This is a genomic window from Trichocoleus sp. DQ-A3 (assembly GCF_039961975.1).
In the GTDB taxonomy this organism is placed as follows: Bacteria; Cyanobacteriota; Cyanobacteriia; order Cyanobacteriales; family FACHB-T130; genus FACHB-T130.
Map to the genome: position 1 here is coordinate 1 of NZ_JAMPKC010000025.1, position 24,103 is coordinate 24,103.

The 24,103-nt window shown below is 47.5% G+C and carries 23 protein-coding genes and 1 pseudogene; 14 read left to right on the forward strand and 10 right to left on the reverse strand.

The features are described 5' to 3' along the window. Positions 1-152 (reverse strand): annotated as a pseudogene (locus NDI44_RS23685) (IS701 family transposase); the annotation flags it as partial. 526 nt (positions 153-678) lie between these two features. Between NDI44_RS23685 and NDI44_RS23690 the strand changes: the two are divergent. The 4 genes from NDI44_RS23690 (at position 679) to NDI44_RS23705 (ending at position 4,841) form a co-directional block, all read left to right on the forward strand. Beyond that, positions 679-1,566: an MnmC family methyltransferase gene (locus NDI44_RS23690; protein WP_190414700.1), complete on the forward strand. Its 888-nt coding sequence runs from the start codon at positions 679-681 to the stop codon at positions 1,564-1,566. A 363-nt stretch (positions 1,567-1,929) separates the two neighbouring features. Next, a complete protein-coding gene (locus NDI44_RS23695) occupies positions 1,930-2,973 on the forward strand; it encodes a two-component system response regulator (RefSeq protein WP_190414701.1) in 1,044 nt (347 codons plus the stop codon). 152 nt (positions 2,974-3,125) lie between these two features. Then, entirely contained in the window at positions 3,126-4,505 is a 1,380-nt protein-coding gene (glmU, locus tag NDI44_RS23700; protein WP_190414702.1) for a bifunctional UDP-N-acetylglucosamine diphosphorylase/glucosamine-1-phosphate N-acetyltransferase GlmU, read from the forward strand. Positions 4,506-4,511: 6 nt separating this feature from the next. Continuing rightward, positions 4,512-4,841: a YnfA family protein gene (locus NDI44_RS23705; RefSeq protein WP_190414703.1), complete on the forward strand. Its 330-nt coding sequence runs from the start codon at positions 4,512-4,514 to the stop codon at positions 4,839-4,841. A gap of 52 nt (positions 4,842-4,893) precedes the next feature. On the opposite strand, the gene NDI44_RS23710 is transcribed toward NDI44_RS23705, so the two are convergent. Together NDI44_RS23710 and NDI44_RS23715 are read right to left on the reverse strand one after the other, a co-directional pair. Further along, on the reverse strand, positions 4,894-5,853 hold the full coding sequence (locus tag NDI44_RS23710) for an isoaspartyl peptidase/L-asparaginase (protein ID WP_190414704.1): 960 nt from the start codon (positions 5,851-5,853) through the stop codon (positions 4,894-4,896). A 107-nt stretch (positions 5,854-5,960) separates the two neighbouring features. Then, a complete protein-coding gene (locus NDI44_RS23715; protein ID WP_190414705.1) occupies positions 5,961-6,122 on the reverse strand; it encodes a DUF2256 domain-containing protein in 162 nt (53 codons plus the stop codon). A gap of 113 nt (positions 6,123-6,235) precedes the next feature. Between NDI44_RS23715 and NDI44_RS23720 the strand changes: the two genes are divergently transcribed. The 5 genes from NDI44_RS23720 to NDI44_RS23740 all read left to right on the forward strand — a co-directional run bounded on the left by NDI44_RS23720 (position 6,236) and on the right by NDI44_RS23740 (position 12,552). Next, positions 6,236-7,069: an RNA methyltransferase gene (locus NDI44_RS23720; RefSeq protein WP_190414706.1), complete on the forward strand. Its 834-nt coding sequence runs from the start codon at positions 6,236-6,238 to the stop codon at positions 7,067-7,069. Positions 7,070-7,268: 199 nt separating this feature from the next. Next, positions 7,269-9,077, forward strand: a complete 1,809-nt coding sequence (locus NDI44_RS23725; protein WP_339380771.1) for a serine hydrolase — start codon at positions 7,269-7,271, stop codon at positions 9,075-9,077. Between the two features lie 1,117 nt (positions 9,078-10,194). Continuing rightward, positions 10,195-11,652 carry an ATP-dependent DNA helicase RecQ gene (locus NDI44_RS23730; protein WP_190414765.1) on the forward strand — a complete coding sequence of 486 codons (1,458 nt, stop codon included), beginning with the start codon at positions 10,195-10,197 and terminating at the stop codon, positions 11,650-11,652. Positions 11,653-11,731: 79 nt separating this feature from the next. After that, positions 11,732-12,274: a GNAT family N-acetyltransferase gene (locus tag NDI44_RS23735; protein ID WP_190414709.1), complete on the forward strand. Its 543-nt coding sequence runs from the start codon at positions 11,732-11,734 to the stop codon at positions 12,272-12,274. 95 nt (positions 12,275-12,369) lie between these two features. Then, complete coding sequence (locus NDI44_RS23740; RefSeq protein ID WP_190414710.1) at positions 12,370-12,552, forward strand: hypothetical protein; 183 nt, start codon at positions 12,370-12,372, stop codon at positions 12,550-12,552. A 64-nt stretch (positions 12,553-12,616) separates the two neighbouring features. Here the strand turns inward: NDI44_RS23740 and NDI44_RS23745 are convergent, their stop codons facing one another. Together NDI44_RS23745 and petN are read right to left on the reverse strand one after the other, a co-directional pair. After that, complete coding sequence (locus tag NDI44_RS23745) at positions 12,617-12,784, reverse strand: hypothetical protein (protein WP_190414711.1); 168 nt, start codon at positions 12,782-12,784, stop codon at positions 12,617-12,619. 7 nt (positions 12,785-12,791) lie between these two features. After that, positions 12,792-12,881 carry a cytochrome b6-f complex subunit PetN gene (gene petN, locus NDI44_RS23750; RefSeq protein ID WP_190414712.1) on the reverse strand — a complete coding sequence of 30 codons (90 nt, stop codon included), beginning with the start codon at positions 12,879-12,881 and terminating at the stop codon, positions 12,792-12,794. A gap of 149 nt (positions 12,882-13,030) precedes the next feature. Here petN and NDI44_RS23755 point away from each other — a divergent pair, with 149 nt between their 5' ends. Then, positions 13,031-13,474, forward strand: coding sequence for a hypothetical protein (locus tag NDI44_RS23755; protein ID WP_190414713.1), 444 nt, complete (start codon positions 13,031-13,033; stop codon positions 13,472-13,474). On the opposite strand, the gene NDI44_RS23760 is transcribed toward NDI44_RS23755, so the two are convergent. Together NDI44_RS23760 and NDI44_RS23765 are read right to left on the reverse strand one after the other, a co-directional pair. Then, positions 13,461-14,138 carry an SDR family oxidoreductase gene (locus NDI44_RS23760; RefSeq protein WP_190414714.1) on the reverse strand — a complete coding sequence of 226 codons (678 nt, stop codon included), beginning with the start codon at positions 14,136-14,138 and terminating at the stop codon, positions 13,461-13,463. The two genes, NDI44_RS23755 and NDI44_RS23760, sit on opposite strands and share 14 nt — an antisense overlap. 101 nt (positions 14,139-14,239) lie before the next feature. Next, on the reverse strand, positions 14,240-14,866 hold the full coding sequence (locus NDI44_RS23765; protein ID WP_190414715.1) for a class I SAM-dependent methyltransferase: 627 nt from the start codon (positions 14,864-14,866) through the stop codon (positions 14,240-14,242). Positions 14,867-14,944: 78 nt separating this feature from the next. On the opposite strand from NDI44_RS23765, the gene NDI44_RS23770 reads away from it, so the two are divergent. Beyond that, positions 14,945-15,649 (forward strand): class I SAM-dependent methyltransferase, encoded by a 705-nt coding sequence (locus NDI44_RS23770; protein ID WP_190414716.1) that lies wholly within the window; start codon positions 14,945-14,947, stop codon positions 15,647-15,649. Between the two features lie 206 nt (positions 15,650-15,855). Here NDI44_RS23770 and NDI44_RS23775 read toward each other — a convergent pair whose 3' ends face one another. Both NDI44_RS23775 and NDI44_RS23780 read right to left on the reverse strand, forming a co-directional pair. Further along, positions 15,856-16,968 (reverse strand): acyltransferase, encoded by a 1,113-nt coding sequence (locus tag NDI44_RS23775; RefSeq protein ID WP_190414717.1) that lies wholly within the window; start codon positions 16,966-16,968, stop codon positions 15,856-15,858. Between the two features lie 296 nt (positions 16,969-17,264). Beyond that, positions 17,265-18,209: an ABC transporter substrate-binding protein gene (locus NDI44_RS23780; protein WP_190414718.1), complete on the reverse strand. Its 945-nt coding sequence runs from the start codon at positions 18,207-18,209 to the stop codon at positions 17,265-17,267. A gap of 124 nt (positions 18,210-18,333) precedes the next feature. Between NDI44_RS23780 and NDI44_RS23785 the strand changes: the two genes are divergently transcribed. From NDI44_RS23785 to rpsD, 3 genes are all read left to right on the forward strand, one after another. Beyond that, positions 18,334-21,876, forward strand: coding sequence for a PAS domain S-box protein (locus NDI44_RS23785; protein ID WP_190414719.1), 3,543 nt, complete (start codon positions 18,334-18,336; stop codon positions 21,874-21,876). After that, the gene (locus NDI44_RS23790; protein ID WP_339380773.1) at positions 21,873-22,313 is read left to right on the forward strand and encodes a response regulator; all 441 of its coding nucleotides are present in this window, start codon (positions 21,873-21,875) and stop codon (positions 22,311-22,313) included. The genes NDI44_RS23785 and NDI44_RS23790 overlap by 4 nt, the downstream gene beginning before the upstream one ends. 107 nt (positions 22,314-22,420) lie before the next feature. Next, positions 22,421-23,029 (forward strand): 30S ribosomal protein S4, encoded by a 609-nt coding sequence (gene rpsD, locus NDI44_RS23795; protein ID WP_190414721.1) that lies wholly within the window; start codon positions 22,421-22,423, stop codon positions 23,027-23,029. Positions 23,030-23,090: 61 nt separating this feature from the next. Here rpsD and moaA read toward each other — a convergent pair whose 3' ends face one another. Next, positions 23,091-24,077, reverse strand: coding sequence for a GTP 3',8-cyclase MoaA (moaA, locus tag NDI44_RS23800; RefSeq protein ID WP_190414722.1), 987 nt, complete (start codon positions 24,075-24,077; stop codon positions 23,091-23,093). Positions 24,078-24,103 lie beyond the last annotated feature (26 nt).

The following is a 24,103-nucleotide window of genomic DNA, read 5'->3' on the forward strand; positions in this document are numbered from 1 at the left end:
TGAGACAGGTTTTTTCGTTCACTTTCCCCCAATAATCCGCTTATATAGTTCCTAAACTCCCGTTTTTGGGCTTGATGCGTCAATATATCATCAAAGCGTTTGCACCATCTATTGAAGCAAGGGGGCATGGCGGCGGGAGTTGTCTCTTTCATTTATCACACCATAACGTGAAATGGTTGCCATGCCTGTATTATACCTTTTTAGAGTCTTGTTTTTCGTTTAAGCACCGTTAGCTGAGTATTAGAACCAATAAAATAGATAGCAAGACACGAAATTATCGCTAAGCTGGAAAGGTTACATTTTGACCAAAACTAAACCAGTTTCACCCAATAAACTGCAACCCGTTGGTAATGCATTTAATCAGCGGTATGATAAACTTTTGATTTGCTTATTAGAAAGATTTCCCGAGCGGTTTTCAAGAATAAATGACCGAAAATTTCTCACTTTAGAGCTTCCATAGAGCAGCATCTTGGTAATCAGGGCTTCATGTTATCTCGTATTAAAGAGGCTGAAGTGATTGATGCATTATGTAAAAAGTGGGTTCAGGAGTGGGCAAGCGTAGCCGAAGTCGTGCAGTTTGCCTAAGAGTCACTCGTCATCTGGAAAAATTAAATTTAGTTTCAACTGAGCTTAAGCAGTTTTTGCAGTGCTTTATTAACCTGCCTTCCTCTCTAAAAAATGCAAGACATGGGCATCTTCACACCTCAACTCACCGCTGATGGCTCATTCACCTTCTTTTCAGAAGAGTTTGGCGAAACTTTTCATAGTCAGCAGGGTGCGAAGAAGGAAGCCGAACTTAAGTTTGTCGAACCGACTCAACTTAGGCAGAAAGCACAGCAACCAACATTACATTTGTTGGATATTTGTTATGGTCTGGGCTACAACACCGCGGCGGCTTTGGAAACGATTTGGGAAGTGAATCCAAATTGCCGAGTGGAGTGGGTGGGGCTGGAATTAGATGCATCGGTACCAAAAGCAGCGATCGCGCATCATCTTTTGAACCACTGGAATCCAGAAAACGCTCAAATTTTCCACCAGCTAGCCACTTCTGGCAAAGTTCAGACCGAACGCCTCAATGCTCAGCTAATAGTGGGAGATGCCAGAGCCACAATTCAGCATATATACCACTCAAACTTCCGGGCAGATGCGATTTTTCTCGATCCTTTTTCACCCCCCCGATGTCCGCAATTGTGGACGGTGGAATTCTTAAGCTGGGTTGCCAAGTGCTTAAAACCCGATGGGAGACTTGCTACTTATTCTTGTGCGGCGGCGGTGCGGGCTGCTTTAATCGCCGCTGGGTTACAAATTGGTGCGACATTCCCGGTGGGAAGGCGATCGCCTGGAACGGTCGCTAGTTTTACAAACCTAGATATAGCGGCGCTTTCAGTACAAGAACAAGAGCATTTGCACACCAAAGCTGCCATTCCCTACCGCGACCCTCATCTGTGCGAACCTGCTGATGCGATTTTGCAGCGTCGTCAAATCGATCAACAAGCCAGTGCTTTAGAGCCAACCTCTCATTGGAAAAAGCGTTGGTTATTTCAATCTCAGCTCAGAATTCAATAGCTCTACAAGCAAGTGCTTTAGAACAAACCTCTGCTTGCAAACAGTGCGGGTTATTACAGTCCGCGATCGGGATTGAATGGGATCGCCGCAATGGTCTAGGTCTCAAACGGCGGTGTATAATCGTAGCATTCTTTGCAATCGCTCAAGTGAAAGATTATTAACTTTTAAGAACTGCCTGACCGAACCCGGACAGATAAAGAATCTCCGAATTTTGTAGGTTATCAGAAGATTAAATCGATGCCTGATGCCAGAAGACGGAAGCTGCAATCAAGATGTCTGCTAAGTGCTGTTAATATCCGTGAAAAACCCGATTCCACGGTTAAGCTATTCGCTCATACTAAAAACAAATTTATGTTATAAATCATGCTCAATTTATCAACGGCTGCTTCTTCTCAAACAAGGTTGTCTTCAGTGAGCTTTCTAGGTTCGGAGTTGCCCAAAATTCTGGTGGTTGACGATCATCCCTCCAGTCGGATGACGGCGGTAGCACTGCTATCGGTGGAAGGCTACGAAGTTTTGGAGGCAGAAAGTGGGCCAGATGCATTGAAGCGTGTAGTCGAGTGCAACCCAGATTTAATTCTGCTGGATGTAATGATGCCGGGGATGGATGGGTTTGAGGTATGTCGGAAGTTAAAACAAGACGAACAAACCCGCCTGATCCCGGTCGTTTTTATCACGGCGCTAAATGATAGGCGATCGCGCATTCTGGGCATTGAAGCAGGTGGAGATGATTTTCTGACCAAACCCTTCGATCGCTTAGAACTCTCTGCCAGAGTCCGGTCTCTCGTCCAGCAAAAGCGTTTGAATGAAGACCTGGATCACGCCGAACAAGTCCTGTTCTCGATTGCCCGTAGTGTTGAAAGCCGCGATCCGGCGACAGGCGATCACTGCGAACGGCTGGTGGAAATGGGTAAAGCTTTTGGTGAATTTCTGAATCTTTCTCGCAACGAAGTTCGGGATTTGATGTGGGGCGGTTATCTCCATGACATCGGTAAAGTGGGCATTCCCGACGCCGTGCTGCTCAAAACCGGGAAACTCAACGACGAAGAATGGGTAATTATGAAGCAGCACGTCCTGATTGGTGAGAAAATTTGTCAGCCGCTGCGAACCATGCGGGGCGTCATTCCAATTATTCGCAATCACCACGAACGCTGGGATGGAACGGGTTATCCCGATGGTTTAGCTAATGAGGAGATTCCCTTTTTGGCGCAGGTTTTTCAAATTATTGATATTTACGATGCCCTGACAAGCGAACGTCCCTACAAACGCGCGTTTACATCAGCACAAGCCTTAGAAATTTTTGCAGAAGAAACGGCAAAAGGTTGGAGAAATCCTCAATTAGTAGAGAAGTTTACTGAGTTTATTCAATCAGCTCGCGTTGCTGAGGCGATGCCAGAAGCCGTGTAGGGGCAAGCTCGGATTGACTCAAAAATTTAGTCGGATGCTGGCGTCGGCTGACTGAGCCAATGTTTCACCCGGAAAGAACCACGAACGCTCTTTCATGGTTCATGCTTCATCCTTTATTCTTTTAGCTGGTCTGATAACGCGAAAAGCTGAATATGGTAGCAGTAGCAATTCTTGCAGCGGGACGTGGGACGCGGATGAAATCGGATCTGCCCAAGGTCCTACATTCCTTGGGAGGGCGATCGCTCGTCGAACGGGTTCTCCATAGTTTGTCTGAAGTCGAACCATCGCGGTGCCTCGTCATCGTTGGGTATCAAGGCGATCGCATCAAAGATGCCTTGATAGAAGTCATCGATCGATTGCCCCCACTTCCCAATCTGGAGTTTGTCGAACAAACCCAGCAGTTGGGCACGGGTCATGCCGTCCAGCAATTACTCCCCCATCTGGAAGGCTTCACCGGCGATTTGCTGGTTTTAAATGGGGATGTCCCTTTGTTGCGATCGCAAACGCTCAAAAATCTGCTGCAAACTCACCAAGAGCATCAGAACGCCGCCACCCTCCTTACCGCCCAAATGCCCAACCCCAAAGGCTATGGGCGGGTTTTTTGTAATGGTCAAAATCTGGTCAAAGAGATTGTAGAAGACCGGGACTGCTCGCCTGCTCAAAAGCAAAATCGCCGGATTAACGCAGGAGTTTACTGCTTCAATTGGCCTCAACTGGAAAAAGTATTGCCGCAACTGGTACCCAACAATGACCAGCAGGAATACTATCTAACCGATGCGGTTAAATTCATGGAGCCGGTGATGGCTGTGGATGTGGAGGATTACCAGGAAATTCTGGGAATTAACGACCGCAAACAACTGAGTAATGCTTACGAAATTTTACAAGAGCGAGTCAAGGATGCCTGGATGGCGGCGGGTGTGACTCTCGTGAGTCCAGACACGATCACCATTGATGACACGGTAGAGTTGCAACCGGATGTAGCGATCGAACCGCAAACTCATCTACGGGGAAATACCACGATCGCATCTGGGAGTCGCATTGGCCCTGGTAGCTTGATTGAAAATAGCCAGATTGGGGAAAATGTGACGGTGGTTTATTCTGTGGTGACTGACAGTGTGGTTAAAAAGGGCACCCGGATTGGCCCCTACGCTCATTTGCGCGGTCATGTAGAAGTCGGGGAATCTTGCCGCATCGGAAATTTTGTGGAACTGAAAAATAGCACCTTGGGCGATCGCACCAATGCGGCCCACCTGTCCTATTTAGGCGATGCCACTTTAGGAAATAAAGTGAACATCGGGGCGGGGACAATTACTGCTAATTATGACGGCGTGAAGAAGCATCGTACCAAAATCGGCGATCGCACGAAAACCGGCTCCAACAGCGTTCTGGTTGCGCCAGTGACACTGGGAGAAGACGTAACCGTTGCCGCCGGGTCTGTGGTCACGAAAGACGTTCTAGATGATTCTTTGGTAATTGCCCGTGCCCGTCAAGTCGTCAGAAAAGGCTGGCGCTTAAAACCCCAGCAGGAGTAAATCAAGATGCCAATTATCAAGTCTGTATTCTATTTCGTCTTAGCCGGGTTATGCGAAATAGGTGGAGGATATCTGATATGGCTTTGGCTGCGGGAAAATAAGAGTATTTGGTTTGCTTTCTTAGGAGCGATCGCAATGATTCTCTACGGAATCATTGCGACGCTGCAACCTGCCAATTTTGCGAGAGTTTATGCAGCTTATGGAGGTGTCTTCATCGTTCTTTCTATTCTTTGGGGATGGCAGGTAGATAAGATAGCTCCAGACAAATTTGACTTGTTAGGAGGTTGGATTGCTCTGCTTGGCACGCTGGTCGTTATGTATGCACCTAGGGGTTAATATTTTTACACCATAACTGCAAGTAGGCTGCAACCTGCCACCCTACTTGCACTTAAGAAATGAAGCCGGATAGGGTGTCACCCGTCCATTCCAAGGTATCGCCCATCTGTTCGCCAGTGTGGAAAGCAGCGAGGAGGACTTCGCTCGTTTTCCCAAATGCGATCGCTCCAGTTGCATCAATCCCAATTGCCCCAAAATCTCGCTGACGCCCACGCGCTTCGGTAAAGGAGCGCTCGAAGGCATCTGCAAGAGACAAACCATCCGTCACCCGCACCACAATCCGCGCTGCCAGACATTCATCAATAATGTCTTCTCCAATTCCCGTACAGCTAATTGCCGCTTGAGCGGTGGCGTAGTTCCCCGCAGGCATTGCGGAATCGCTGACTCGACCAATCCGCTCGAAACCCTTGCCTCCCGTCGAAGTGCCTGCGGCTAAATTTCCCTGACCGTCCAAAACCACGACTCCAATCGTGCCGCGTCCAGCCTCTGGGTCATCCACCAGCTCTTTTTCCGCTACCACCCCAGCGGCTTCTTTAATAAAATTCTCGCTCCGCTCTTGCAGCCACTCTTGCAAGCGAATCTCGATCATCGGATTGTAAATCGGAACCTGCAATTCCCGCACGAGTTCTGCCGACCCGTAATCTGATAGCACGCGATCGGGTGAAGCTTGTAAAGCTTGGGCCAGATCGATGGGATGTTGAATGCGGGATACATTAATCACGCCACTCAAGCGCTGAAATGCCCCATCCATCAGGGAGGCACTCATGCGAATTTGACCATCTGATTGCAGTACCGAACCTGTTCCCGCATTAAAGCGGGGATCGTCCTCCATCAAGTGGCAACCATGCACGACTGCTGCTTGGGCAGTTGCTCCTGCCAATAGTAGGGTATACACTTCTTCCACGACTTTGTAGAGTGATTTGCGGACTGCGTCAGCCCCCTCTTGACTTTTGAGGGCGCTACCGGCACCACCGTGAATAATCACCTTGGGTTGCACCTGATTGAGTGACATATTTCAATCCTTTGTAATTTTTAATAAATACCAAGACTCAGCCTTGATTTCAGATTTTAGATTTGTGATGTTTTCAATCCAGTATCGAAAATCTAAAAATTGGGCTTTTACGCGGACTCATTGGCTTGGTTGCGGCGGCGGCGACAGCGCTCCGAACAGTATTTCACATCATCCCAACAATCAGCCCATTTTTTGCGCCAGGTAAAGGGACGCTGACATACCGGGCAAATTTTGCTGGGTAAGTCGGACTTGGATCGAACGCGCTTCATGTTAATTTGACGGTACATTACCAATATTCAATTTTACGAAATAGATCGGAAGTCAGGTAATTATGTCCGCCCATAGAGAGATGCGCTTTTAGACTATTTTATTCTTTTTACTTATGGATGAGACTAGATTAGCTAAGGTGCGGATTGTATTGGTAGAGCCAGCAGGCCCGCTGAACGTAGGTTCTGTGGCTCGCGCGATGAAAAATATGGGGTTGCGGCAGTTGGTACTGGTGAATCCCCAATGCGATCGCCTCTCGAAAGAAGCAACGGATATGGCAGTTCATGCCATAGACGTACTGGAATCGGCTCAGGTAGTCGCGACGATCCCAGAGGCATTACAAGGGTGCGTGAAAGCGATCGCCACCACTACCCGCTCCCGAACGTTAGACACGCCGCTAGAAAATCCCAGAATCGCTTTACCTTGGTTGCTGGAAGAACCGCTGCCATCAGCCTTGCTCTTTGGCCCAGAAGATCGCGGGTTAAGTAATGTGGAATTAAACTATGCTCAGCGATTTGTACGCATTACCACGAATCCGGAGTATCCTTCATTAAATCTGGCTCAAGCAGTTGGGATTTGTTGTTACGAGCTTTACCAAAATTGGTCAGCACTCAGCAGTCAGTCGCAAACTACTGACAATCAACAGTACGGGCATGGCAGTACCGTGCCTCTCCCAACTGAAAACCCACAACTGACCATTGACCCTGCCTCATTAGAAGTTTTGGAGGGGTATTATCAACAGATGGAAGCCGTGTTATTAAAAATGGGTTATCTCTATCCCCACACCGCTGGCAGCCGTATGGAAAAATTCCGGCGTCTGTTCAATCGAGCCAATCCCAGCAAAGCAGAAGTGGCAATGCTCCGAGGCATTTTCAGCCAGATGGACTGGGCGCTACAATTTTTGCCACATTCTGTTGCTAATGAACCAGAACAGCAAGACGCACCATAAAATAAGCAAAAGTTGCTAGGAACGTTAACGTTAACGCTCTTTTGTCCGTTAGCGGTGTTGCGATACGCAAAAGCATTCGTTCCCTGATGCAAGTGATAGACCCTGGAAAAGTAAAGCCAAGGCTTAGCCGGTACAGTGGTTAGTCACTCTTTTTAACAGCTAACAATTAACAATAACCATAGTGGTGGAGGAGTTAGGAGTGACTCAGCAGTCTGAAACTCAGTCAGTTGTGTCAGCGGTATCAGGAGGAAGTACGTTTAAAGATAATGGGCAAAGCCCAAATAGTTCATCCTCACCGAACCAACACAATCGTTCTGACATCCGCGAACGTCGGCGGGAGCAACAAAAAAGACAACCCGCGTCGCGGAATCGACGCGACGCACTCAAAACTATACCCTTGAGCGTGAGCCGTGAAGTGGCTGCGACGCCGCGAGGAAAGAATCAAAGTTCAGCAAGGATGGGTTTCGGTTTGAAAAATGCGCCCCTAGACACAGAACCAAAAAAATCTTCCCCGTCCCTACGTACTCGAAACTCCTCCCGCGCCAGTCTGTCACTGCGACAGGTGCAGTCAAATTCTGCTCCCAATCGTTCCTTAAGATCCACCACGCCAATGAGGAAATCACTCTCGCGATTCGCTTCCGATGTGAATCGGGGAAGGCAGGGGATAGAAGCACCTGCACCCCAAACAAGCCGCCGCGATCGCTCGCGTCAAGGCGGTTCAATCCCCAATCAAAGTCTGCGCGAGGCAGTGCGCCCTTACCCCGTCCCGTCACAGGGGAATGTGAGGCGCTTCCAGAAACGCCCTCCTGCCCAGCCAGCTCAGCCCACAGGCACGCATAAGAGCGGGGGAACTTTACCTCAGCGCCGGACGCGATCGCCCGGACGCCCGGTTTCTCCCTGGCTGTACGGTGCCCGTCTGCTCATCTTGGGAGTGGGAATTGGTGCGATCGCGGGAACTGTTTTATCTGCTTGGGACCCGGCAACCCGCCAGCTAGCAGGCGCTGCTAACAAGGAGTCTCTCCATCAGCAGTCAGCAGTCGGGGCGATTGGTCAAGCGCCGGGACAAAAATCACCAGCTCAAGCTGACGCGGCGATGGGTACGGCGGCGGGTACTTCTGTTCTGACGCTGAATCAAGAAATCCCAGCGCTGAAAGCACACGTACAGGCGCTGGTGACACAAAATTCCAAATTAAATCCAGGCGTCTTTTTAGTAGAGTTGGAGACGGGTGCCTATCTCGACTTTTCGGGTAGCGAAATCTTCCCAGCTGCTAGCACCATTAAAGTGCCAATTCTCGTCGCCTTTTTCCAAGATGTGGATGCTGGAAAAATTCGTCTGGATGAACCGTTAACGTTAGAGAAAAATCTGATGGGTTCTGGTTCCGGCGATTTGCAGTACAAAAAGCCAGGGACAAAGTACACCGCCCTAGAGGTGGCAACGAAGATGATTGCGATTAGTGACAACACCGCTACCAATATGCTGATTCAGCGTTTGGGCGGTGCTGAGGCGCTGAATCAGCGGTTCCAATCTTGGGGATTGACGTCAACTGTTATCCACAACGCCCTACCGGACTTGGAAGGAACGAACACTACGAGTCCTAAGGAGTTGGCAACAGTGATGGCAATGGTCAATCAAGGCAATGTGGTCTCGGTGCCATCGCGCGATCGCATCTTGCATATCATGCAACAAACGGTGACAGATTCGTTGCTGCCACGGGGACTGGGGAAAGGCGCTAACATCGCCCACAAAACCGGCGATATTGGCTCTCTAATCGCGGACGTTGGCTTGATTGATATGCCCACTGGCAAGCGCTACATTGCCGCTGTGATGGTGCAACGCCCCCACAATGACGCTAAGGCCTCAGAGTTGATTCGCCAGATATCTCGTACCGCTTATCAACACTTCAACCAACCGGCGACACCACCCAGTTCGACGGAAGCGCCTTCAGGCATCTCTAGCCCAATTCCCAAGCCGATTACGGCGGGAAATCCTACCAGTTTTATTAATTAGCTGAAGTTAAGCAGAGTGGTGAAAATAAACTGAATTTGTTGGGGCTGGTAATGGGTAATTGATAATCAGAAATTGTCAATAGTTAGCGATTAATTGCAACTGACCACCGACTTTGAGGGAAGCACAACAAACTGTGCTTCCCTCAAAGTCTTAATTGCCTTTTTTACATGAAAAATGTAGTCATGTTTAACTAGGTTTCGTAGGGAGAGATAAAAGAGCGATCGCTCTGAAGAATTACCGCTTTTTCACCGGACACTCTTCTTAATTTATCTGTGTCGCTCTAACCGCTCAATCACAATATCTTTCCCTATCATATAAAGGATTAATGAAAATAAAAGAAATTGCCCAAATTGTAAAACTGGATCTAAACGCCAACCTTGCAAAAATAAAATTATCCCGGAAATTAGCAGCAAACTTCTTATAATTACAGATACAAATTTATCTAATTTTAAAACTGAGTCACTCAAGTTATTTGTTCGTCTCGATGCTGCACTTCTAATTAAACTTAGGTAGGTGATAGCCAGAATAATATATAGTAGTCCTAAAATCGATGCTGAATTTAAACCAAAATTTATCATTTCATTAACTCCTTTATTATTTTAAATAAAATCAATATAAATTATCTTTAATAATTATGCAAATAATGACCCCTGTTAAAAGAAATTGTTCAAATTGAAGGATTGGATCTATACGCCAACCTTGAGACAATAACATTAAGCCACACCAGAACATTATTATTGGTAAAAGTAAAACTTGAATACCATAAAAAATTACCGATAAAGGCCTCATCTGTCTTGAACGTTCAATTATTAAAATTATAGTCATTATTGGATAAATAAAAGCAATAACCCAATACACTAAACCGAGTATCGAGGCTAAATTTAAACCGTAGTTAACCATTGAGGGCACTCCTTTTTAAGAAAAAACTAAAACAAACTACGTTATATTGCGCTAAAGCTTAATATATCTTATTGCTAAGATCAGCCACTAGAATCAATCCTATTTGAGCTGTAGATGCTAGCCTTTCAGATTCCCAATTTCGAGAAAGAAGTCGGGGATCTCTTATTCATGAATCATTTAGGATTGCTATAGAAGCGATAGCATCTACATACGAATGATGAATAATTCCGAAACAAAATCCTGGGAAGAAGTCCGCATCGCCTTCAAAAAAATCTGGGGATATGATGATTTTCGACCTCCACAAGGAGAAATTATTCGCAGCTTGTTGCAAAAGCAAGATGCTCTAATTGTGATGCCAACGGGCGGGGGAAAGTCGATTTGTTTTCAACTCCCGGCGCTACTGCAAACGGGACTAACGTTAGTGATTTCGCCCTTGGTGGCGCTAATGGAAAATCAAGTGCAGGAATTGCGCGATCGCAATTTACCCGCTGCCTTGTTGCATAGCGAAGTGCCAACTCCCCAACGACGGCAAACGCTGCAAACTCTCGAACATTTGAGATTATTGTACTTATCCCCAGAAACGCTGCTGAGTGCCCAAGTTTGGGAAAAGTTGTGTCAACCAAAACTAAAAATTAACGGCTTAATTCTCGATGAAGCGCATTGCTTAGTGCAGTGGGGAGAGACATTTCGACCAACTTATCGACGGCTGGGAGCAGTGCGACCGGCGCTGCTAAAATTAAAGCCATCTGGGACAAAAATCGCGATCGCTGCTTTCACTGCCACTGCCGATCCCGCAGCGCAGCAAACCATCCAACAAGTCTTACAACTCCAACAGCCAGCGGTTTTCAAAAATAGCCCCTATCGGCAAAATCTACACCTGAAAGTGCAAACCATTTGGACACCTAGAGGACGCCGCCAAGGGTTATTGAAGTTTATTCAGGAAAGACCCAAACAAGCAGGGTTAGTCTACGTCCGCACCAGGCGAGATAGCGAAGAATTAACTCAGTTACTAAGCGATCGCGGTTGTGCAACAGCAGCTTATCACGCGGGGCTGAGTCCAGAGGAACGCCGCTCAATTGAAGCAAGCTGGCTGAGTGATGAAATGCCTTTTGTCGTGTGTACCTGCGCCTTCGGGATGGGGATTAACAAAAGCAATGTTAGGTGGGTTGTTCATTTTCACTCGCCTTTACTACTTTCCGAGTACGTGCAGGAAGTAGGGAGAGCTGGACGAGATGGTAAATTATCTGAAGCTTTAACCTTGGTGAGCGAACGGACGGGGTGGCTGAACCCGGAGGATAAGCAAAGACGGGAATTTTTTGCGGGAAAGATGCGATCGCAATATCAAGAAGCTCAGCAACTCGCATCCAAACTCCCACCAAAAGGGGAAGTAACCGCCGTAACCAAACAGTTTCGAGACGGTGCTATAGCGCTTGCTCTCCTCCACAGTGCTGGACAATTGGAGTGGCAAGATCCCTTCAATTATGTTCGGCGTTCGGTTGGAAAATCTCGCTCTTTTGGGGAACTCAGTAGCCAGCAGCAGCAAGTTCAGTCCCAGATGGCTCAATACCTGAACACACGACAGTGCCGTTGGCAGTTTTTGTTACAGGCTTTTGGCTTCACCCAAGAGGCAGCTGGCTGGCGGTGCGGACACTGCGATAATTGCGCTCGACGCTAATCTTCGGAGTCCGTATCAGTCGTTAACCCCCTGCGAGCAACGTTGAAGATGAAGTAGGTTTTCACTTCGGAATGGAGCCATGTTTATTCAAACTCATCGTCTGCTGCTGCGGGAATTTACGGAAGCCGACTGGTCTGCCGTTTTAGCTTATCAATCCACGCCAGCATATCAACGCTTTTATCCAGAGGTCGGGCGCACTGAGGCAGACGCTCGCGCCTTCGTTAATCGCTTCCTCCAGTGGCAGCAAGAAACGCCCCGATGGAGGTATCAATGGGCAGTCGTCCGGAGACAGGACGGACTGATTGGTAATTGCGGTATTCGCAAAAGCGATCGCGATGCCTCAGAAGCAGAAATTGGGTGTGAATTGGCTCCCGAACACTGGGGGCGAAATTATCCTGTTGAAATGAGTCGTCCGCTACTGCAATTTGGCTTTACAGAGCTTGGACTGCATCGCATTTATGCACACTGTATCGCTGAAAATAGAGGGGCGGTGTCATTAGTGCAGAAGCTTGGAATGACCGAAGAAGGTCGGTTGCGAGAGAATGTCAGCATCCGGGGACGGTGGCATGACACGCTCGTATACGGGATCTTGAAGCAGGAATGGGCGGCGATGGTTGAATAACACCGGAACACGGACTCAGTTAAACTTCTTGACGCAAAAGTTTTTTCTTCTTCTTCATGGCTAGAGCCAAGGGCTTGAAACCCTGTCTGCTGAGGATGCCAACTTCTTTTTTACTGAGTCCTCAGTCCTCAGTCCTCAGTCCTCAGTCCTCAGTCCTCAGTCCTCAGTCCTCAGTCCTCAGTCCTCAGTCCTCAGTCCTCAGTCCTCAGTCCTCAGTCCTCAGTCCTCAGTCCTCAGTCCTCAGTCCTCAGTCCTCAGCCCTCAGTCCTCACTCCTGAAGAGTTTTTCGCTCAAAAGGCAAAAGGCAAAAGTAAAAATTTTTACTTTTGCCTTTTATAGACCCTAGACTTTAGTTGAGCGACGACGAGAGGGCTTATTTTCTCGCCTCTCCCGATCTTGGCGACGGCGATCGCGCCATTCGATCAGCGTCAGATAGATAATACCCCCAGAAACCAATATCAACAGGCCGAAGGTAGAAAAAGCCAGAACAGTCAGAACAGAAGTTTCCACAATGCTTCTAGAAGCCGTTACGACCCCAAATGACCATTGAAATCGACCAAGTAAACAGAACCAAAACTGAAACCCAACCCAGCGTCAAAATATCCATAGTTGTATGTAAAGATAAATGCCCAATCATCACTCCAGCGCCTATCATAATTCAATTTGAGGCATCTATGGCAGACCTCGGCGAATGACGAGGTTGCCAAAAAAACCTTTAACTGAACTAGGAGCGATTTTCACAGGATATTGCACGAGATGGTTGATCGGCTTGAGCGAATAGAATCTATCAAGGCAGGAACTGTTGCTGCTTTGTCTTTTTTCCTGGGTTATGGCATTGCTACCCTGAGCAATATTCTCGTGCTGTCGGAGCAGTTTGAGACACTTGCCAATCTAAAAGTCACGAATGGCGTTCACTTTCTAGTGAGTATGGCGATCGCTCTTTTGAGCGGTTTTCTGTTTGGCGTCACCTACCGCTATATTATTCGAGAAGACCCCAATCCACACCTCAGGACTGGCGCAGTGTTTGCCTTTGGGTTGGTGCGGGGATTAGGGCAAGTGGAGGCTGGGTTAAATTTCCCCGATGCCTTCTGGTCTTTTGGGATTCTGGGAGGAGAGAGTATTTTGCTATTTGCGATCGCTCGTCTCCTCCTCGACTGGACAATTCAGCTAGGCTGGGTAAAACCGTTTAAGTCAAGCTAAATTCCGCAAACTCTGGTTGCCCATACATCATATTTCGGTCAACCGCTGAGAGGATTTTCTGGTTCGCAGCATCAGAAATAAGACACTGGCAAGTCAACTGCGCGACATCCGCGCGATGAATCGTCCCCGCAACTCGCGGATCTTCCGTCAAAACTCCATTGCCAGTTGCCGGTTCAGACTTCAATCCGCCGGGGCGGATAATAGTGTAAGTCAATCCGCTGTCAATCAGATACTTCTCGGCTTTCTCCTTTTCAATTAACACTGGCTTCAGCGTTTCTAAAGCTTGTGGAGGGATAGCCCCGACACTATCTCCACTTCCAATCGAAGAAATGAGAATAAACTTTTTTACCCCTGCTTTCACAGCAGCGTCAATAAGATTTTTGTTCCCCAAAAAATCAGCTCTTTCGCCGTCTTTGGGTAAACCGCCGATGGTGCTAATCGCAGCATGAATCGGTTCATCTCCTAAGATTGCCTGCTCAACTTCGGCAACATTTAAAGCGTCTCCCATCACTCCTTTAATTCCCATCGCTTCCAATTCGGCAGCAGATGCTGGCGATCGCAACAATGCCTTCACCTTCTGGTTTTCCTGTATTAAGTAGTTGGCAATTTCTCGACCAACGCCCCGACTGGCACCCGCTAGAAAAATATAGGATTCACTTGTCATCTTAAATTTCTTACTGTCCTAACTTGATATTTCATATTTTGCCGTAATTAGGGCGAAGAAAAAATGTAAAATTCCCAAACCTATTCTTCAATTTTGCATTTTTAATTTTTAATTTTTAATCTTCTCCTTGCCACCATCACCAGCCAAGATTGAGCCTCACAGGGCAATCCTGGGGGACGATAGTAGTGGTGGAGAATCTCAAAATCAGCTTGTTCTAGACAAGGTGCTAAAGTTTCATATTCCCACCCGGAAACAAAGCGATAGCCGGTTGGACGAACGCTATATCCCTCGCTATCTCCACGACAAATAGAAATAATAATTGCGCCGCCAGGAACCAGCGTTTGATGCAAATCCTTCAATACCTTCACCATTTGGGAATGAGGAACGTGAAGTAGCGATGCATTCGCAAAAATCCCATCAAAGGTTTCTGGCGGCAGATCGAGATTGAAAAACGACTGCTGCCAAACCTCACAATCCGCAGCCTGTCGTGCCATTTCCACAAACGCAGGCGTTGCATCCAAGCCAATCACAGTATGCCCTTGGCGTTTGAATACCAGCAAATCTCGTCCGGGACCACAGCCTAGATCGAGGATTTTACCCGGATTTTTAGGCATCGCCGCTACCAAGGCATCACGATTTTGGGAAACATCGTGATCCCAAGTGCCCTCCCGAAACGATTCTGCTGTCGCTTGGTACTCTGCAATAGTCAGTTGCTCGTGTTCCTGCATCCTTCGCCTTGCTCAAACTTACTAGAATCTTACTATTCTCTATTTCCTCGTATTCTCTGTACCTCTGTGGTTTAAATTATGTTTCCTGGAGAAGTATTCGCTAACACCGCCGATTTTGACACTGGGATTCGCCATCTGTTGCCACGCTATGACGAAATGCTGGATGCGATTGCCTTTTGTCTACCCTCTACAACCAAAGCCATCCTGGAACTCGGCTGCGGTACCGGCGAACTCAGTTTAAAAATCCTCAACCGCTGTCCTGATGCCCAACTGGTTGCCGTAGATTACTCTCCTCGGATGATTCAGTTTGCACAAAAGAAAATCCACGCAGCAGGCTATGCAGACAGGTGGACAGGAATTGAAGCCGACTTCGGAGACTGGGCAAATCATGCGCGATCGCTAGGAGAAAGTTTTGATGCCTGTGTCTCATCCCTGGCAATTCACCATCTCTCCGACGAAATGAAGTTGAAATTATTTCAGCGGATTGGTGAAAGCCTCAACCCAGGCGGCGTCTTTTGGAACGCAGATCCCATCCTGCCAGAATCACCAGAGATGCAGGAAATTTACCAAGCGGCGCGGGAAGAATGGACATTGCAGCAAGGAACAACGCTGGCAGAAATTCGCGACAAAATTGGTAAGAGCAATCCTCAAGGTTACTCTAGTCAAGATCAATTAGCGACTCTAACCTCCCACTTAGAAATGCTGACAAATTCTGGGTTTACTACAGTGGCTATTCCTTGGAAATATTACGGTTTAGCCGTATTTGGCGGCTTTCTAGGATAAGCTTTTAACCCCAATTTATCGTTGGAAATCCTTATCTAACCCTGTGAATGTGAGAAAAAAATATGGTAAATCATGCCAATTCGGCAGCATTTTACCTTCTCGTCTTCGTGGTTTTAAAAACAATTTTTGAACTACGAAGACACAAATCACGCGAAGAAAACCCTCGTCTTTCAACTCGCACATTGAGTGCGGTAGCAATCCCAATCCTACTGCTGTAATGCTTGAGTGCCTTTCTCTGCCAAAATTGCTGAAGATAGGGCTGAACGTTTACTTAAGGAAAATAGGTAAGGAAATTTTATCTTTTTTGTTAGCTCATACAACAGGATTGGTAATATTAGACTAAAAATAGTTACCAGAATGATATGTAAAACCACATGATTGATGTGAAGACCTTTTTGGAGGAATATTCGAGTCGCTCCCATTGCTAACATATGAGCTAAATAAATGGGCATCGATAAAAAACCCAGGTAGCGAATAATATCTAATTTTTTGGTTTCTGCTAAGTAGAAAGATATGCCTAGGGTAACTATGATTCCTCCAGATGCCATAAAAAATCTAGTTCCTGGTTGTTCGCTTAAACCAAATTGTAAAAGTGTCATTTGAAAGATGACAAATATCAGCGCGATCGCGCCAATTTGTTGCTTGTTCAATTTATACAAGGTACTCGGAATGTTTTTCAAGTCATTCTGCAACCAGCGTGCCACAATTGCCCCAATGACGAAAAATACAAACATACTCATGAATTTAGTCAGAATTTCGCTAGGTGCATAGGGATTTAGCAAGTAAAGTAAAATAGAAAGAGAAAACAATACATATAAATTGATAAATTTTTGAGCGATCGCAAAGACTAAATAAGACGCAAATAAAACATATAAAAACCAAAGAGTAATTAAAGGAATGGGGTTAAAAGCCATGTAAAATGGTAAATTTTTAAACTGCAATTTAATGGGATTATTCGTGTAGGTTGACATCAAAACCAAAATACTACCTTGGATAACAGACCAAAGTAAGTAGGGATACACAATTGTATTGAATTTATCCCCCCAGAATTTCTTGTTACCCTTTAATAAGCTTTTTTCTACAAATAAACCGGAAAGAAAAAAGAAAAGTGGCATATGAAAGCTAGAAATAAAATTAAAAGAGTAATCATGAAATAAATCATGCATTCCCATTCCAGCATTTTTTAAATTGGTCAAAACATGGACATAGACAACTAAAATGATGCCAATGCCTTTAGCATAATCAATCCAGTCAAGTCTACTGCTTGATAACGGTTCCGGCTTGCTTGGTAAAATTTGTAATTCTTCGACAGGCTTCATAATCTTGGTAGTTCCCCTTAATTGCAGTGCTGCATGATTAGTGGAACCAGCGATGCCTGTTTTATAAAGTCAAGGATATAGCTTCCGTAAAGACTACAGAAATCCGATATTTCCGTTGTCATGCTACGTGCAACTACTTTGCAAGTTCCGCAGCGAGTCAGACGAAAAAATCAACCCTTAGCTAGATTTGGGCAGACACACCTTCAGGTAGCAGCACTTCTAAACTACTATCTTCATCTGGATAGTAGAGAGAGGTCAGCCCAAAGATAGATTTTTTTGCGAAGGAAGTATGTAACTTATAACGTGGAACGAGCCAATAAGCACTCCCAGCCAGTACCCTCGTATCCAAAATGGAAGCTTTCGGGATGCAGAATTTCGGCTAAGATTTCCAGGGAATCTACCAAACGGGGGCCGGGACGGTTGAAGTAGGCGTTGCCATCGGTGATGTAAACCCTGCCGGTTTGTACCGCTTGCAAGCTTTGCCATTCGGGACGTTGGAGTAGCGGCATTGCCTCAGCACGAGTGCGGTTTAAATCGAAGCCACAGGGCATGAAGATGATGGCGGTGGGGTTAGAGGTGGCGATCGCTTCCCACTTCAACCACGGCGAATGTTCACCCTCAACACCGAACAGAGATTGACCTCCAGCCATTTTGACTAATTCAGGAATCCAATTTCCCGCTGCCATCAGGGGATCGATCCACTCGATACAGGCAACTGTAGGACGGGCGCTGTCAGGAAGTGCTTGCGTCTTTTGCACGCAAGCGTCGATGCGAGACTGTAACCCAGCTAGCACGGGTGGCGCAGCGATACCCAAGGCATCAGCGACTCGTTGAATATCTGCCCAGACATCGCTTAAAAAATTAGGCTGTAAGGAAATAATCTGCGGCTGAGAGTGCGTGAGCGTAGCAACCGCTTGCTCGACTTCTGAGAGGCTGACAGCACAGACTTCACACTGAGCTTGAGTCAAAATATGGGTGGGTTGCAGCTGTTCCAGAACGTCGGTTTTGACTTGGTAAACGCTCAACGCAGATTGCAACAAATCTGTAACGCGATCGTGAATTTCCGGACTGGTGCCTTCGGGGTTAAATTTGGGCTGGGTGCAGACGGGCAAATTTTGGATTTCTGGCGGATAGTCGCATTCATGCGATCGCCCGACAATCGCCTGAGTTAGCCCCAAGATCGCTAAAATTTCCGTAGCGCTGGGAATCAGAGAGACAATTTTTAGGTTTGAATGAGTCACTTTTCCAACTCCTTTAGCAGCCTCGATCGAGAACTCATCATCAATTCTTGCTATCAAACAGTTCCAGGATGGCGCTGACGCCGTTAAAGAAAACAGCTCCTTTGGTTAGGGCTAAACCACGAATATGCCTCAATCTCATTCTCGTCTACTTTCTTTCCTGCAAATCGCGTCTCCAGCTGCGATCGCGATCGCGTTTCCACTTGGCTGTTTGGTGATGCTCGATTGGCTGTTCGAGCTTCCTTTCCTCAAGAATGTATTTCCACAGCACTCCCACAGCGACATCGGACTGGCAATCCTTGGAGTGATGAACGCGGTGGTTTTTGGCATCCTGGTTTGGTGGAATGCGAAAACATTAAAAACCATAGACTCCCAACGGCAACAAGCAGAAGAAGAACTGCGCCAACTCAATGCAGAACTGGAGGAGCGAGTCGAGCAGAGTACGGCACAATTGAGGCAAGCCAACGAACAATTGGCAAGCGAAATTGCCGAACGCAAGCAAGCAGAGGAGACACTCTCTCACCGCCAGCAGGAATTCAAAGCCGTGCTTGAAAATGCGCCCGATGCGATGATGCGTCTTGACAGACAAATGCGTTATGTATATGTCAATTCATTTGTCGAGCGGAGCACGGCAATGCCAGCGCAGGCATTCATCGGCAAGACTCCCGAACAAGCCGGCTCACCAAAAGAGTTGTGCCAGCTTTGGGAAGATACCCTGCGGATGGTTTTTGAAACAGGTCAAGAACAAGCGATTGAATTCCAGACTGTCACGGTAAACGGATTCCGCAACTTTCAATCGCGTGTGGTTCCGGAGTTTAACCAGCAAGGTGAAATCGAAACTGCCTTGGTTGTGAGCCGCGACATCAGCGATCTCAAACGCGCCGAGGCAGCTCTCCAAAAAGAACGAGAATTCTTAAAAGTATTGCTAGATAACGTAGAAGCCGGAATCGTTGCTTGTGATGCCAACGGTGTCCTGACTCTGTTTAATCAGGCTTCACGAGCCTTTCATGGCTTGCCAGAACAACCGCTTCCGGCTGAGCAGTGGGCAGAATACTACGATTTATATCTGTCCGACGGCAAAACGCCTATGAAGCGGGAAGATATCCCGCTGTTTCGAGCGTTACAAGGGGAGCATGTCCGCGATGTAGAAATGGCGATCGCCCCAAATTCAGGCAAATTTCGCACCTTACTAGCGAGCGGACAAGCATTTTTTGATTCGCAGGGAACAAAGCTGGGTGCGGTTGTTGCCATGCACGATATTACTGAGCGCAAACGAGTAGAGGAGGCACTGCGAGAAAGCGAGGAACGGCTACAGGCGATCGTAGATAATTCCACAGCGCTGATTTATCTAACGGATACTCAACACAGAATTCTGCTGATCAACCGCAGGTGTGAAGATTTGTTTGACCTGAATAAAGAGCAGACGATTGGTAAAAGCTTGTACGATATCTGGTCGAATGCGATCGCCGATGCCTTTGTCAAGAATAACCAAAAGGTACTCGCAGCCCAAATTCCGATAGAAATTGAAGAAGTTGCCCCTCACGACGATGAGTTACACACCTACATTTCAATCAAGTTTCCCCTTTATGACGCTAGTGGCGTTGTTTATGCCGTTTGTGGAATTTCCACCGACATCACCGAACGCAAGCAGATAGAGGAACACATTCGCACCCTGAACGCCGATCTTGAGGAGCGAGTGAACGAGCGGACAGCAGAGCTAAGGCTGATCAACCAAGCATTGCAAAGTGAAATCAGCGAGCGTCAGCGCGCAGAAGAAGAACGCGCCCAACTCTTGCTCCGCGAACAGGAAGCTCGTGAATTAGCCGAAGCAAGCGAACAGCGCTATCGCTTTCTCGCTGAATCCATCCCGCAGATAGTCTGGACTGTAGACTCAGATAGTGATTTCGATTACGTCAATCAGCGCTGGGTTGATTACAGCGGATTAACCCTCTCACAAAGCCAGGGTGACGGATGGTTCTCTGTCCTACATCCGGACGATCGGCTGGTGTCGATACAGCGGTGCCATCAATCTGCGGAGGCGGGCGAGAGTTACGAAATCGAAAATCGCTTCAAACGGGCTGCGGACGGACAATATCGCTGGCACCTAACTCGCGCAGTGCCGATGAAAGATCCTACCGGACGAATCGTTAAGTGGTTCGGCACCTGCACAGACATCGACGACCAGAAACATACGGCGGAGGCGCTGCGAGAAAGCGAGGCGCGGTTGCAGGCGATTCTAGATAACATTCCGGCAGTTATCTATCTCAAGGACACTGAGGGCAAGTTTATTTTTATTAATCACCAGTTTGAAATTCTTTTTCATATTGATGGAGAAAAGGTTAAAAGCAAGACTGATTACGATCTCTTCCCCAAAGAAATGGCGGATGTATTTCGGGCGAACGATCGAAAGGTACTCGAAGCCAGAACTGCTGTGGAGTGGGAAGAAGTTGTGCCTCAAGATGACGGACTACACACGTACATTTCGACTAAGTTTCCCCTGTGCGACGCGGCTGGAGTTCCTTATGGAGTTTGCGGCATCTCCACCGACATCACCAAACGCAAACGAGCCGAGGAGGCATTACAAGAAAGCGAAGCTCGGTTTAGGCGCGTCGTTGAATCCAACATGATTGGGATTCTCTTCTGGGATGTGTCAGGTAACGTTACAGAAGCCAACAACGCCTTCTTAGAGATGGTCGGGTACACGCGGGAGGATCTGCTTTTAGGGAAAGTGGATTGGAAAAAGATGACTCCTGTGGAATATAACTATCTCGATGAAAAGGGCATCCAGGAGCTAGCCGTGACTGGGATTTGTAGCCCCTTTGAGAAGGAATATCTTCGTAAAGATGGCAGCCGTATCCCTATTTTGATCGGCGGTGCGACCCTGGAAGGACATCAAGATAAAGGTGTGTGCTTTGTCATTGACATCACTGAGCGTAAGCGGATGGAGGAGGCTCTCTTCAAACAAGCACAGGAACTCGCTCGTTCTAATGCGGAACTGGAACAATTCGCTTATGTAGCTTCCCATGACTTGCAGGAACCGCTGCGAATGGTTGCCAGCTACACCCAGCTTCTGTCTCGGCGCTACAAAGGGAGACTGGATGAGGACGCCGACGATTTTATTGATTTTGCCGTCGATGGTGCGAACCGGATGCAACGGCTGATTCAAGATTTGTTGGAGTATTCGCGCCTGGGAACGCGAAGTCGGGAATTTGAGATGGTGGATTGCGATCGCTCTTTTGAGGAAGCGATCGCCAATCTGCAAATTGCGATCGCCGAAAATAATGCCACCATTACCCGCGATCCCCTACCCTCGGTGAGGGGGGATGCGACTCAAATCGGGCAGCTGTTACAGAACTTAATTGGGAATGGAATCAAGTTTCGTAAAGATGCCCCCCCCCAGGTTCACGTTTCCGCTCAAACAAGCGAAAATGAATGGGTCTTCTCAGTCCGCGATAACGGTATTGGGATTGCCCCAGCTCATCAAGCACGAATTTTTGTCATTTTTCAACGTTTGCACGCACGCGAAACCTATCCTGGTAACGGAATTGGTTTAGCTATCTGCAAAAAAATCGTCGATCGACACGGTGGGCGGATCTGGGTGGATTCTGAATGGGGACAGGGAAGTGTATTCTACTTTACAATTCCCAGAACAGGAGAGAACCCAAGGTGAATCTGGGTAATAGACCCGTAGAAATCCTGCTAGTTGAAGACAATGAGGGTGATATTCGGCTCACCCAAGAAGCATTTAGAGACAGTCAGGTTGGGAATCACCTGAATGTTGTCCGGGATGGTGTTGAAGCGATCGCTTTCCTCAAAAGAGAAGAAAAGTATGCCAATGCCGTTCGTCCCGATATTATCCTCCTTGACCTCAATTTACCGAAGCGCAACGGTATTGAAGTGTTGGCAGAAATCAAGCAGGATGACCAGCTTAAAAGGATTCCTGTCATTGTTCTGACCTCCTCCCAAGCCGAACCAGATATTCTCAGCAGCTACGATTTACATGCCAACTGTTTCATCAGTAAGCCGATTGACCTAGATCGGTTCCTGCGGGTGGTGCAGTCAATCGAGGACTTCTGGCTCACCATCGTCAAACTCCCCCCAGAATAGAAAAAGCGAACCAAAAAATATTTTTCTGCTCACTTTAAATTTCTCCTAGATTGGGCTTACAATGATAGTTTTGGTTAAAGTCTGAAGGGTACACAAGAGGAAGCTATATGTCCCGATATCGAGGCCCACGCCTCAGAATTGTGCGTCGCTTGGGCGATCTGCCCGGTTTAACTCGCAAATCAGCCCGCCGTGCATATCCACCAGGACAGCATGGTCAAGCCCGGAAGAAGCGCTCAGAGTATGCTGTCCGCCTAGAGGAAAAGCAGAAACTCCGCTTCAATTATGGCTTAAGTGAAAAGCAGCTGCTGCGTTACGTGCGGAAGGCACGTCGCGCCACGGGTTCCACGGGTCAAGCACTGCTGCAACTGTTGGAAATGCGTCTGGATAACACCGTTTTCCGGATGGGGATGGCTCCCACGATTCCTGGGGCGCGTCAGCTAGTCAATCACGGTCATGTGTTGGTGAATGGTCGTGCGGTGAATATTCCCAGCTATCAGTGCCGTCCGGGAGAGGTCATCAGTGTCCGCGATAAGGAAGGATCTCGCCGGTTAGTGCAACAGAACCTGGAATATCCAGGTTTGGCAAATATGCCCAGCCATCTAGAGTTTGACAAAACCAAGATGACTGGCAGAGTCAACGGCGTGATTGAGCGCGAATGGATCGCGCTGCAAATCAACGAACTGCTGGTGGTTGAGTACTACTCACGCCAAGCTTAAGATAGTTTTGAGTTTTGAGTTTTGAATAATTCAGGACTCATTCAAAACTCAAAATTATTTTTTAGCCCCCAATTTGCGACATGGTGCGGCTATACGCACCAGTCGTGCCAGCATCTCTCTGCTTATAGTTAATCTCTGGTTTCATTAACAGCAATTGCTGCACTTGATTGCGGAGTTCGGCTGTATTAACACTGGCGCGGAGGGCGGTTTTTAGGTCAATTTGACCCGTCTCATTCAGCAGACAGGGACGCAACCAGCCATCCGCAGATAGACGCATCCGGTTACAGCGATCGCAAAAACACTCGGACATCTGACTAATAAATCCTAGCGTCCCTTTGGCTCCGGGAATCTGGAAGACATCGGCGGGACCGTTACCCCGAACAAAAGATTCTGTCAAGCCAAAGATGTCGTGGATGCGTTGGCGCAAATCGGCGGATGCCACCCAACCATTTCCGACAAATAATTGATCGTTGCCAATTGGCATAAACTCAATAAACCGGACGTGCCATTGCCGGTCAATTGTTAACGCAGCCAGATCCAGCACTTCTTGGTCGTTCACGCCGGGAATGACCACCACATTCAGCTTCAGGGGATCGAACCCGACGCGATGGGCGGCTTGAATTCCGTCCCAAACTTTCTGCCACTGAGAACGACCGCGATTGCCGATAATTTTGTCAAAGGTTTCGGAATTGAGCGAATCCAGACTGATATTCAGGCGTCGCAACCCGGCGTCGTAGAGTTGTTGGGCGATTGGGGCGAGTAAAAACCCGTTGGTAGTCATTGAGAGGTCTTGCGTTTCCGGCAGGGACGCGATCGCCTCCACCAACTCCACCACCCGCGGACGCAGTAGCGGTTCGCCCCCAGTTAGACGAAATCGAGTAAATCCTACCGGGATAAATACCTCTTCGATCAGGGTGAGCAATTCTTCATCAGTTAACAGCTGTTGCTGCAAAATGTAGTCAAGCTCAGCACCCTCCGGCATACAGTACTGACACCGGAAATTGCAGCGGTCAATTAAGCTAATCCGAAGGTAGTCTACCTGATTCATGTTTTTTTTGGGGTTGATGAGAACAC